Annotated in this window: 10 protein-coding genes and 1 tRNA gene; 8 read left to right on the forward strand and 3 right to left on the reverse strand. The window is 62.9% G+C overall.

What is annotated here, in order from left to right; all coding sequences use genetic code 11:
* The first annotated feature begins 7 nt into the window (after positions 1-7).
* The 4 genes from ACI48I_RS21520 (at position 8) to pth (ending at position 2,662) form a co-directional block, all read left to right on the forward strand.
* Positions 8-84, forward strand: a tRNA-Gln gene (locus tag ACI48I_RS21520).
* A gap of 145 nt (positions 85-229) precedes the next feature.
* Entirely contained in the window at positions 230-1,180 is a 951-nt protein-coding gene (locus ACI48I_RS21525; protein WP_193687427.1) for a ribose-phosphate pyrophosphokinase, read from the forward strand.
* 191 nt (positions 1,181-1,371) lie between these two features.
* Positions 1,372-1,968: a 50S ribosomal protein L25/general stress protein Ctc gene (locus tag ACI48I_RS21530; protein WP_193687426.1), complete on the forward strand. Its 597-nt coding sequence runs from the start codon at positions 1,372-1,374 to the stop codon at positions 1,966-1,968.
* Between the two features lie 109 nt (positions 1,969-2,077).
* Positions 2,078-2,662, forward strand: coding sequence for an aminoacyl-tRNA hydrolase (gene pth, locus ACI48I_RS21535; RefSeq protein WP_193687425.1), 585 nt, complete (start codon positions 2,078-2,080; stop codon positions 2,660-2,662).
* 26 nt (positions 2,663-2,688) lie between these two features.
* On the opposite strand, the gene ACI48I_RS21540 is transcribed toward pth, so the two are convergent.
* On the reverse strand, positions 2,689-4,230 hold the full coding sequence (locus ACI48I_RS21540; protein WP_498575356.1) for a vanadium-dependent haloperoxidase: 1,542 nt from the start codon (positions 4,228-4,230) through the stop codon (positions 2,689-2,691).
* A 213-nt stretch (positions 4,231-4,443) separates the two neighbouring features.
* Between ACI48I_RS21540 and ACI48I_RS21545 the strand changes: the two genes are divergently transcribed.
* Positions 4,444-5,541 (forward strand): patatin-like phospholipase family protein, encoded by a 1,098-nt coding sequence (locus ACI48I_RS21545; protein WP_498575357.1) that lies wholly within the window; start codon positions 4,444-4,446, stop codon positions 5,539-5,541.
* A 114-nt stretch (positions 5,542-5,655) separates the two neighbouring features.
* Positions 5,656-6,747 (forward strand): redox-regulated ATPase YchF, encoded by a 1,092-nt coding sequence (gene ychF / locus ACI48I_RS21550; protein ID WP_498575358.1) that lies wholly within the window; start codon positions 5,656-5,658, stop codon positions 6,745-6,747.
* 277 nt (positions 6,748-7,024) lie between these two features.
* On the opposite strand, the gene ACI48I_RS21555 is transcribed toward ychF, so the two are convergent.
* Together ACI48I_RS21555 and ACI48I_RS21560 are read right to left on the reverse strand one after the other, a co-directional pair.
* The gene (locus tag ACI48I_RS21555) at positions 7,025-7,768 is read right to left on the reverse strand and encodes an ABC transporter ATP-binding protein (protein ID WP_193687421.1); all 744 of its coding nucleotides are present in this window, start codon (positions 7,766-7,768) and stop codon (positions 7,025-7,027) included.
* A gap of 8 nt (positions 7,769-7,776) precedes the next feature.
* Positions 7,777-8,577, reverse strand: coding sequence for an ABC transporter permease (locus ACI48I_RS21560; protein ID WP_193687420.1), 801 nt, complete (start codon positions 8,575-8,577; stop codon positions 7,777-7,779).
* Positions 8,578-9,586: 1,009 nt separating this feature from the next.
* Between ACI48I_RS21560 and ACI48I_RS21565 the strand changes: the two genes are divergently transcribed.
* Positions 9,587-9,898 (forward strand): antibiotic biosynthesis monooxygenase family protein, encoded by a 312-nt coding sequence (locus tag ACI48I_RS21565; RefSeq protein WP_193687419.1) that lies wholly within the window; start codon positions 9,587-9,589, stop codon positions 9,896-9,898.
* 105 nt (positions 9,899-10,003) lie between these two features.
* A complete protein-coding gene (locus tag ACI48I_RS21570) occupies positions 10,004-11,986 on the forward strand; it encodes a PhoX family protein (protein WP_498575359.1) in 1,983 nt (660 codons plus the stop codon).
* Positions 11,987-12,093 lie beyond the last annotated feature (107 nt).

Raw genomic sequence — 12,093 nt, forward strand, 5'->3', positions numbered from 1 at the left:
GTTGCGTAGGGGAATCGCCAAGCTGGTTAAGGCACCGGATTTTGATTCCGGCATACCAAGGTTCGAATCCTTGTTCCCCTGCCATTCGTTTTATCCGGCCTGTCGATGCTGATGCGTCCAGCGGATAAATGGGGCGAAACCGCTCTCGTGGTCCAGCCTTAGCGCATAATCAGCCGGTATAGCCGGCTGCTTTTTTTTCAAGTATCAACGCTCTTCTCTCGGGACTCCCATGGCTTACGAAAACCTGATGGTTTTTACCGGCAACGCTAATCCGGCGCTAGCAGAAGGGGTCGCAAAAAGCCTCGGTATTCCTCTCGGCAAGGCCGTCGTCTCGAAGTTCTCGGACGGCGAAGTCATGGTCGAAATCAACGAGAACGTGCGCGGCAAGGATGTCTTTGTCCTGCAGTCGACCTGTGCTCCGACCAACGACAGCCTGATGGAAATCATGCTGATGGTCGACGCGCTCAAGCGTGCCTCGGCCGGCCGCATCACCGCCGCCATTCCCTACTTTGGTTACGCCCGCCAGGACCGCCGCCCACGCTCGGCGCGTGTCGCGATCTCGGCCAAGGTCGTTGCCAACATGCTCGAAGAAGCCGGCGTCGAGCGCGTCCTGATCATGGATTTGCACGCCGACCAGATCCAGGGCTTCTTCGACATCCCGGTCGACAACATCTACGCATCGCCGCTGCTGCTGGGTGACCTGCAAAAGCGCAACTACGACGACCTGCTGGTCGTGTCGCCGGACGTCGGCGGCGTGGTGCGTGCCCGTGCGCTGGCCAAGCGTCTCGGCTGCGACCTGGCGATCATCGACAAGCGTCGTCCAAAAGCGAACGTGTCGGAAGTCATGAACATCATCGGCGAAGTCGAAGGCCGCAACTGCGTCATCATGGATGACATGGTCGATACCGCCGGCACGCTGTGCAAGGCCGCCGAAGTCCTGAAGGAACGCGGCGCCAAGAAGGTTGTCGCTTACTGCACGCACCCGGTCCTGTCGGGTCCGGCGATCGAGCGTATCTCGAACTCGCCGCTGGACGAACTGGTCGTCACCGACACCATCCCGCTGAGCGAAGCCGGCCGTGCCTGCGGCAAGATCCGCCAGCTGACCTGTGCTCCGCTGCTGGCCGAAACGTTTAAACGTATCGTCAAGGGCGACTCGGTGATGTCGCTGTTCGTCGATTAAAAGTACTTGCTTCAAAACACGGCGCGCTGGGCTGAAAAGCTGGCGCGCCGTTGTGTCATTCAAGAATTCGTTTTTCTTGAGCGCGTTTTCAGCGCTCAGCCAAGCCAGTCCCTGGTCGCGGGGGCGGGCACAACCGGGAAATCGGGCGGGAACACTTTCCTGCATGCGATCCCAAACTTATGGAGTTTCACATGAAAGTAGTTGCATTCAACCGCACCCTGCAGGGCACCGGAGCGAGCCGCCGCCTGCGCAAGGCTGGCCAGACCCCAGGCATCATCTACGGCGGCGCAGCAGCCCCGACCCTGATCGCCCTGGACGGCAACGCCCTGTACCACGCGCTCAAGAAAGAAGCTTTCCACGGTTCCGTGCTGGACCTCGAAATCGAAGGCCAGACCCAGCAAGTCCTGCTGCGCGACTTCCAGATGCACGCATACAAGCAACTGGTCCTGCACGCTGACTTCCAGCGCGTCGACGCTTCGCAGCCGATCCACACCAAGGTCACCCTGCACTTCATCAACGCCGAGACCTCGCCAGCCGTCAAGCTGAGCGCTGCCGTCATCTCGCACGTGCTGAACGAGCTGGACGTGTCCTGCCTGCCAGGCAAGCTGCCTGAGTTCATCGAAGTCGACCTGGGCAACCTGGAAGCCGGTGCCTCGATCCACGTCAACGACCTGAAGCTGCCGGAAGGCGTGACCGCGCTGACCCACGGCCAGAACCTGACCATCGTCACCTCGTCGATCCCACGCGGCGCCGTTGCTGCCGAAGCGGAAGCCGAAGAGAAGAAGTAATTTACTTGCCGCGCGAGCGGCTTGTGAAACAGAACCCGCCGTGCGCAAGCCGGCGGGTTTTTTATTTCCCCACTTGAGCGATAATCTTCCTTTTCCTGACGCGACCGCTATGTCCATCCGCCTCATCGTCGGCCTCGGCAACCCAGGCCCCGACTACGAACAAACCCGCCACAACGCCGGCTTCTGGCTGGTCGACAACCTCGCCAACAGCTTGCCCGGCTGCCGCCTGCAGCGCGAAAGCCGTTTCAATGCGTTGATGGCGAAGACGGCGATCGCCGGCAACGAGGTCTGGCTGCTCGAGCCGCTGACCTTCATGAATCGTTCCGGCCAGTCGGTCGGCGCGCTGGCCCGCTTTTATAAAATTAACCCGGACGAGGTGCTGGTCGTCCACGACGAACTCGACCTGATGCCGGGCGTGGCGAAACTGAAAAAGGGCGGTTCCTCGGGCGGCCACAACGGGCTCAAGGACATCACGGCCGCGCTCGGCACCCAGGAATACTGGCGCCTGCGCCTCGGCATCGGTCACCCGCGCAGCCTGAACCTGCAGCAGGGGGTGGCCGACTTCGTGCTGCACCGCCCGCGCAAGGACGAGCAATCGCTGATCGAGGAATCGATCGACAAGGCCCTGCGCATCATTCCGCTCGCCGTCGAAGGCAAGCTCGACACGGCGACGATGCAGCTGCACACCGCCTGAGCCTTGCCTAGGCCAATGTTCAATATTCAGGGCGTCGCGTTCGGCACGGCATCCGGCCGCACCAGCCCGCGCAAGAATACATAGTCCGCGATCCGGTGGCCGAGCGCCACCCCTTCGGTCTTGTCGAACTGCCAGTGGACGCCCAGGTAGATCCGGCTCTGCCCGTTTTCTTCTTCCGCCTGCGACAGCGTGCCGAAGCTGCGCGCCAGACGCGGCCGCGTCCGCCCCTGGTTGTCGCGCGTGATCCCGTTGAATTCGTCGGACACGAAGGTGAACGGCAACCGGTCGCCATAGACGTGGCGCAGCATGTGGAAGAGGGCGCCGCCCAGACCGGCGTGACCGGACACATAGGCCGGGAAGGGCGGCGTGAAGTTCGGGCCCGTCAGGTTGCTGGCCGGCGCCCCGAGCGGCGTCCAGCCGGGATCGCCAAGCGTGGCCGGATTGCCGTCGCCCAGGCCACTGGGGCCGCTGCCCGGGCTGGCTTCGCGCACCGCCGTCACCGGGCGCCAGAAATCGTAGTCGTATTTCGACTGCCACACCGCCATCGTCGCGTCCGCCATCGCCACGTTGACCAGGGCCAGCACGCGCGCCAGTTCGAGCGCGTCCCTGCAGTGCGCCAGCGCCAGCTGCACCGCGATCTGGTTGTACAGGCGCACCGGCGTGCCGACCCAGGCCGTGCCGTCATAGGCCCAGTAGATCCCGGCCACCGTCTGTTCAAGCGTGCGCCGCGTCGGCGTGCGCACGCCGTCGCCGCCCAGCTGTTTCACTTCGTCGAAGGCGCGGGTATACGCCTCGCTCGCCAGCGACGGCGGCGGCGGCGCCCGGAACTGGCCGCTCGACTGCAGCACGAAGGGCCGCACGCCTTGCCAGAAGGCGCCCAGCGCAATCGGACTCCCGCTGATCGGATCGGGGCGCCACACGCCGGGCGCATTGCCGACCTGGTAGTCCACGCCGACGATCGGCTCGCCATAGTAATTGCCGTCGCTCGCGCGCAGCGCCAGGATCGCGGCCGCCGCGCGGCGTCCGACGTCGCTGCCGTTGAGCGTGGCACGCCCGGGCGGCAAGCTTGCCAGGTCGGCGCGCAGCCAGGCATCGAAGCGCTCCGCCTGGCGCGGATAGAGTGCGACGAGCGTATCGTGCGCCGCCTGGGCGATGGCGGCATCCTGCGAACTGTCGGCAAACGCCGGCAGCGGCCCGCTGTAGCCGGGATAGCGCTTGAGGATGGCGTTCATGGCGTCGTAGACGGCGATCTGGACGATCGCCATCGCCCGGCTGGTGCGCGTCGGTCCGAGCTGTTCCGCTTCCAGCGCCGCGCCGGAGACGATTGCCGGGGTATGGTCGAGCGCGTTGGCGCGCTGCGCCGCCTCGTTCCAGAACGCGATGCGCGCGCTCGGGTTCGGCCCGGAAGGCAGCGCATAGCGCGGCGGCAGCTCGTGCGTGCCGGGCTGGACCTGGTAGGCCGGGCCGCCGCCGATGGGCGGTTGGGAGCCGGCCCAGGCCAGCGAATTCAGCAGCGGACTCAGCAGCGAGCACAATAGCAAGCACACCAGCGCAACGCGCGACTTCATGGCGACTCTCCTGTCGGGATGGAGTCGTGCGGTCGGCCCGGCTCCTGCAATCGAGCTTAGGAACGGACGAGTCAAAAAACAAGCGAAACGGCACCGGACCTTGATATCGCCCAGCCGAAATTCTGCTCTGCATTAAATGCCGCACGCTATTCTTTCTCCCAGTCCAGCAAGGCCGGCCTGTGAGGCGTCGCGCCTCCTGCGATAATTGCACGCATGAGTGCACTTTCCTTCCACGCCGGCCCGCGCGCGCTGGCCCGGATCCGCGCGCAGGGCCTGCGCGCCGCCGATATCGCCGTCATTCCCGCCGCCGCCGGCGGGCCCAAGGGTCTGATCTTCCAGGCGCTCGACCAATATGTGTTCGGCGAGTGGCTGCCCGCCAGTCCGCGCGAGCGCACCCTGATCGGTTCCTCGATCGGCGCCTGGCGCATGGCCGCGGCCTGCCAGCGCGACCCGGTACGCGCCTTTGCGCGCCTGGGCGCCCTGTACGCCGGCCAGCGCTATTCCAGCACCAAGCCCAGCGTCGGCCAGATCAACGAGGTCGTGCAGGGTTTATTGCACGAATTCGTGAGCGGCCACGAGGACGATATCCTCGGCCATCCGCAGCACCACCTGCACCTGCTGGCCGTACGCGGCAAGGGAGTACTCGCCGAGCCCGTCCACCGGCGCGCCGAGATGCGCGGCTTCGCGGCCGCGGCACTGACCAATGTCGCCTCGCGCGAACGCCTGGGCGGTTTGCTGGAACGGGTCGTGATCGCCGATGCCCGCGCTCCGGCCCCCTGGCTGCGCGACAGCTTCGACGGGTTTACGACGCATTTCTCGACGCTCACGCGCGCCAACCTCGCGCCAAGTTTGCTGGCCTCGGGCACGCTGCCATTGATCATGCAGCCGGTGACCGGCATCGAAGGCCTCCCTCCCGGCTATTACTGGGATGGCGGTATCATCGATTACCACCTCGCCTTGCCCTATGCCCGCCTCGAGCGGGAAGAGCCGGATGCCATCGTCCTGTATCCGCACTTCAATGAGCACATCGTGCCCGGCTGGCTCGACAAGGCGATGCCCTGGCGCCGCTGCGCGCGTGGGCCGAATCGTGCCTGGCTCGACAATGTCCTGATCGTCGCGCCGACTCCGGCCTTTCTTAAAACCCTGCCGCGCCAGAAACTGCCCGACCGAAGCGATTTCAAGTATTACGGACTCGACCACGACGCGCGCATCCAGGCCTGGTCGCAGGCGATGGGGGAGGGCCAGAGATTGCGCGACGAGCTGGCCGCCTTCATCGAACGGCCCGACTTGTCGCGCCTGCGCGCGATCTAGCGCCAAATCCCGGGCGATGCGCCTGTTTTTGCGGCATTCGTCTTCGGCCCCGGTTACAATATGGGGTTACGAGCCGCGCTCCCGGGCTCACCACCATCGAAAGAAAGAATTCCCATGAGTCTCCAATGCGGCATCGTCGGCCTGCCCAACGTCGGCAAGTCCACCCTGTTCAACGCGCTGACCAAGGCCGGCATCCCGGCTGAGAACTATCCGTTCTGCACCATCGAGCCGAACGTCGGCGTGGTCGAGGTGCCGGACCCGCGCATGCAGGCGCTGGCCGACATCGTCAAGCCGGAGCGCGTCGTGCCGGCAATCGTCGAATTCGTCGACATCGCGGGCCTGGTGGCCGGCGCGTCGAAAGGCGAGGGCCTCGGTAACCAGTTCCTGTCGCACATCCGCGAGACCGACGCCATCGTCAATGTGGTGCGTTGCTTCGAAGACGACAACGTGATCCACGTCGCGGGTAAAGTCAGCCCGATCGACGACATCGAAGTCATCCAGACGGAATTGGCGCTGGCCGACATGGGTGCCGTCGAAAAGGCGATCCACCGCGAAAACAAGAAGGCGCGCTCGGGCGACAAGGATGCGGCAAAATTGGTCGCCATCTGCGAACGCCTGCTGCCGCACCTGAACGAAGGCCAGCCAGTGCGCACCCTGGGCCTGGACGCCGACGAGATGGCCCTGATCAAGCAGCTGTACCTGATCACGGCGAAACCGGCGATGTACGTGGCCAACGTCTCGGACACCGGTTTTACGAATAACCCGATGCTGGATCAGCTGACCGAATTCGCGAAGAAGCAGAACGCGCCGATCGTCGCCATTTCCGCCGCCATCGAAGCCGAAATCGCCGACCTCGACGACGCCGACAAGGCCGCCTTCCTGGGCGACATGGGCATGGAAGAACCGGGCCTGGATCGTCTGATCCGCGCCGCCTATAAACTGCTCGGCCTGCAGACCTATTTCACCGCCGGCGTGAAGGAAGTGCGGGCCTGGACCGTGAAGGTCGGCGCCACCGCCCCGCAGGCGGCCGGCGTGATCCACACCGACTTCGAACGCGGTTTCATCCGCGCGCAGACGATTGCGTATGACGACTACATCGCCTACAAGGGTGAGTCGGGCGCCAAGGAAGCGGGCAAGATGCGTGCCGAAGGCAAGGAATACGTCGTCAAGGATGGCGATGTGCTGAACTTCCTGTTCAACGTCTAGGCATGAGGTCGGAATCCGCTGGATTCTGACGGACAACTAATGCCCCGGTTTCCCTATCGAGCCGGGGCTTTTTCTATCCATCTCTGTCCGGCAGAGGTCGTCGCCATCCTGTCATTTACCGGGCGCGATGCCGGTGTGGAGTGAGAGACTCGGCGGTCAAAACCGGTATGGCGCGACCAGGCGAGACTGATGCTGACCGATACCCAATGCTGCAACGCCAATATCGGCACCGCCATTGGCGGAGCTGGCAGTCTGCTGCGCTACACTCGTTCCATGCTCAGTTCCCGAAATAGGCAGCGGCAACATCTTCAGCCGGCCCGTCCATACGGATTTTTCCATGCTCGAGCCAGATCGCCCGGTTGCACGTCTCCAGCACCAGTTCGCGCGTATGGCTGGCAATGACCAGGATGTTCGTGGCCTGGACCAGTTCGCGCATGCGCGCCTCGGCCTTGTGCTTGAAGCCCTGATCGCCCACCGAAAGCCACTCGTCCATCAGCAGGATCTCTGGCCGCACCGTGGTCGACACCGCGAACGCCAGGCGCAGATGCATGCCACTCGAGTACGTGCGCAGCGGCATGTCGATGAAGTCACCCAGTTCGGAAAACGCGACAATCTCGTCCATGCGATCTTTCAGCTCCGCCTTGCTCATTCCCAGCAGGGCACCGCGCAGGTAGATGTTTTCGCGGCCGGTTGCTTCCGTGTCGATACCGAGCGAGATGTCGATCAGCGAACCGATTTCACCCTCGATCCGGGCGCTGCCGTGGGATGGCATATATACGCCGCTGAGCAGGCGCAGCAGCGTGCTCTTGCCGGCGCCGTTGTGGCCCAGCAGGCCCACGCGGTCACCGTCACGCAGCGTAAAGGACAGCCCTTCGAGCGCGCGCACGACCACGCGGCCAAGCGGGTCTGCCCCAATCTGCCCGCCAGTCGCGGCCGAGATCAGGCGCTTCTTGAGTGAGCGTCCACTTGCGTTGTAGATCGGAAAATCGACGGCAACGTCTTTGAATTCAATAGAAGCCATAAGTCACTTCACAGCCAGTAGGCGATACGGCGCCGGTAGCGGCCAAATACGAACAGCGCCACGATCCATCCGACGACCGCCAACGCACCTGCAACCACCCAGTTGGTGACACTCGGCGCTTGGCCGAGCAGGGGAGCGCGGATAATTTCGAGCAAATGGTAGACCGGGTTGAGGTCAAGCAAATACATGCCGGCCCTCTGTGGCAGCAGCTTGGGCAACCACATGACCGGCGTCAGGTAGAAAACTACCTGCAGTACGCTCGTCACCATTTGCGGCAGGTCGCGATAGCGTGCGCAAACAATGGCGAGCAGCAGGGCGATCCAGCTGAGATTGAGAACGCCGAGCGCAAGGCCCGGAATGCTCAGCAGTGCAACCCAGCCGAGTGTCTTGCCAAAAACAAGAAGCACAATCGGAAAAATCACCAGGTTATGCAAAAGGATGAGCAGATTGCGCCAGATCATGCGCATGATGTGCACGAACATCGGAATCGGCAACTGCTTGATGATGTTTTCGGCAGTGATGAAGCCAGTTGCGCCTTCAGTGATGATGTTCGAGATGAAGGCCCACAGGATCAGGCCGATGGTCAAGAACGGCAGAAACTCTTGCATTGGAGACTTGAAAATCTGCCCGAACACGATGCCGATGGTGGCAATCACGACACCCATGCTCAGCGTGATCCAGAACGGACCCAGTGCCGAGCGGCGGTAACGCGCGCGCACGTCCTGCCAGCCGAGTACACCGACAAGCGAAATGCGCTTGGTTGCTGCAACAATATCCAGCAGCGCGCTTGCAGTAGGACGGTTATTCATTGTTTGGATGCAACAATAGATCAAGGGCTGGCATTTTAACCTACAGGCCCAAATCCTGGATAAATAATGTAAGCGAGTGTCTCGTTCTCGTCCCGATCCTGCGAAGGCTTGCGCCACGCCAAGAGCGCGCTGTGGCGCCAGGATGTGACCTCAACCGGATCTCCCATCGCTTCGCACTCTGCCCGGCCGATCGTGGAAGCATCGTCATTGCGAGCGGCAGATATCAGCGGCCAACGCACACAGGCGCGACGCGGTCTGGCATGGAAAGAGGTCAATGATCATGCGCAACCCACGACCGACTGGCGCGCCGCGCCGACCCGGCGCGATGCCCGAACGCAGCAGCGATTTTGCCCACCGTGGCAGAGGCGCATGCCGAAGCGCCAGCCGACCAAGGCAGCGGGGGAAGGTTTTGTTGTGGAGATGAAATCGCTAAATTATAACGAATGCTTTGAAGACGAACGGTTCTTCGTAGCGGAACGGACTAGATGCAAGCTGGAAATACGTATCATAGCAGCCTTACCCCGCTCCGATTACTCATCCGTCTATGCATAGCAGTTTCGCTCGGTGTGCTCTCGAGTTTTGCTTTTCTCATAACGTCGGCAAAACCCAATTTGGACGTTGCGCTAATCGCAAAGATCGATCGCAATTCACTCTCAACCGGCAATGAAATATCCGTAGCGTTGCCTGCCGGTGCCGCTAATTCTGTTGTCGCGCACGGGTGGAATCGTACGGATAATACATTTACGATTCTTTTCCTTCCCATGTAATAGAAACGTACCTGGCATGTGGCGCGCACGCTGCGTGCGCGACAAGTACAGGTCTGCGCTTTTGATCAGACAACCGGGTACAGAACCGGGTGCGATTTTGACGATCTTACGATATGGCCTGGAAGCGAGGCGGATTTCAGGCCGAATTTTCTGTTCAACGTTTAACATCCTGAAACCGGAGTCCGGCGGATGACCAAAGCCCCGCTGCCTTCACGTATCGGGGCTTTTTATTTGAGGATGCGATGATCAGAGTAATCTACCGCTGGAGCGTGGACCCCGAGCGTGGAGGGGAATTCGCCGCGGCGTGGCGCGAGGTGACGCGCTGCATCCAGCAGGGCTGCCCCGATGCGCGCGGCAGCGTCGTGCTGAAAAGCCAGATCGACGCGAATGTCTACCTTGCAGTGGCGCGGTGGGACGGGATCGATGCTTGGCGGGACAGCCGCGAGGCGGAAGACATCGTTCCCGCGCCCCTGGTCGAGCGCATGCGGGCAGCGGCGGGCGGACCGGCGGGCTACGAAATCTTCGACGAATTGCCCGACTGGGCTCTGCACTAGGCGAGGCGGCATGCTGTCATCAGCCTGACATACACCTCCACTATTGTGCTCCTCCATGGACGCGGCCACCGCCGCGCGCAATCACGCAACCCTGGAGAGAAACGCATGAACCCGACGACCCCCGAACTGTCCCGCCGCCGCCTGTTGCGCATGCTGGGCGCCGCCCCGATGCTGCCGCTGGGGAGCGTTGCCGCGGCGTCGTTGCTGACCGCCTGCGGCGGCGGCAGCGACGACGCGTCGGATGCGCTGGCCCCGAGCGCACCGGTCGCCACCCTTGGCTCGATCAGCTTCAGCTCGATGGCCGCGCCGACGCTGGCGAATGCCGCCGCGATGGCGACCAACACGGTCGGCTCGACCATGACGGTGAATTTCAGCGATACCAGCAAGCTCGATTTCAAGCTGGCCTATCAACCCTTCTTCATCACCGGCGATCTGGTCGCCAACGGCAACGGCGGCACCGTCCTCGCCGGCGGCTACTACGACATCCAGAACAAGCCGATCATCGACGCCACCGTTCCCGGCCGCGAACGCCAGTTCTTTTCCGACGCGCCGGACGGCACTTCGCTGCTGACCGTGCCGAACGCCAGCGTGGTGGGTGTCAAAGGCAAGCCGGTGTTCGCCGTGGTGCAGTTCGAGTACACGACGTTCGCCCAGGATGGCAAGACCGGCATGTACGGCCGCCTGCCGTCGCCGATCGGCGTGCTGACCCTCGACCAGGATCAGGCGACCGGCAAACTGAGCCTCGTGAAATACCACAACGTCGACACGTCCAGCGTCGAGGGCCTGTGGATCACCTGCGGCGCCAGCCTGTCTCCCTGGGGCACCCACCTCTCGAGCGAGGAATACGAACCGAACGCTTTTACGGCGGCAAGCGATGCGCAATTCAAAGCCTTCAGCAAGAATTTGTACGGCAGCGAGACGGCGGCCAACCCGTATAACTACGGCCACCTGCCGGAAGTGACGGTCAACCCGGACGGCACCGCCTCCATCAAAAAGCACTACTGCCTGGGCCGCATCTCGCACGAACTGGTGCAGGTGATGCCCGACCAGCGCACCGTGCTGATGGGCGACGACGCTACCAACAGCGGCTATTTTGTCTTTGTCGCCGACAAGGAAAAAGACCTGTCGAGTGGCACCCTGTATGTCGCGAAAGTCGGCGCCGGCTTCTCGCTCGATCCGCAGGGCGCCGCCGCGCCGCTCACCTGGATCAGGCTCGGTTCCGCCACCAGCGCCGAGATCCGCGCCCTGGCCGCCTCGCTGAAAGCGATCGACATCATGGACGTGCGCACACTCGATCCGCAAGACCCGACGTTTACCCGGGTGGCGGCGAACGGCGCCATCGAGTGGATCAAGCTGAAACCCGGCATGGAAAAGGCCGCCGCTTTCCTCGAGACCCACCGCTACGCCGCCCTGGTCGGCGCCTCGATGGGCTTTACGAAAATGGAAGGCACGACCGTCAACGCGGCGGACAAGGTCGCCTACTCGGCGCTGCAGAACTGCCAGAGCGCGATGGTGGCGGGCAATGCGCTGAACGTGCCCGGCAATGGCATCTCGATTCCGAAGGCCCTGAATGCCGGCGCCGTGATGGCTTTAAAACTGGCGGGCGGCCAGAAGGATCTCGGTGGCGCCGCCATCAACAGCGAGTGGATGCCGGTCGATGTAAAAGCGCTGCTGACCGGCGAAGACATTCCCGCCGACGCCCTCGGCAACACCGCCAATCCGGACCGCATCGGCAATCCGGACAATTTGAAATTCTCGGAAAAGATGCGCACGCTGTTTATCGGCGAAGACAGCGGCCAGCACGTGAATAACTTCCTGTGGGCGTATAACGTCGACACCAAAGTGCTGTCGCGCCTGATGTCGATTCCGGCTGGCGGCGAGTCCACCGGCCTGCATGCGGTCGATGAACTCAACGGCTGGACCTACATCATGAGCAACTTCCAGCACGCGGGTGATTGGGGCGGGATTCACAACGTCGTCAAGACCACCCTCGATCCGCTGGTGCGCGCGAATTACAAGGATAAATTCGGCGCGGCGGTGGGGTATCTGACGGGGGAGTTGAGCCAGATGAAGCTGGCCAAGGCCTGATGGTTTACCGCGCGTCGCTTTTACAGGCGGCGCGTGGTCGTTGACGGTGTAACGCGTGGGCTCTCGAGCCCACCCTACGTTACGCGACGGCCGCAGGGGAAATCCGC

Source organism: Massilia sp. LXY-5, from assembly GCF_059801075.1.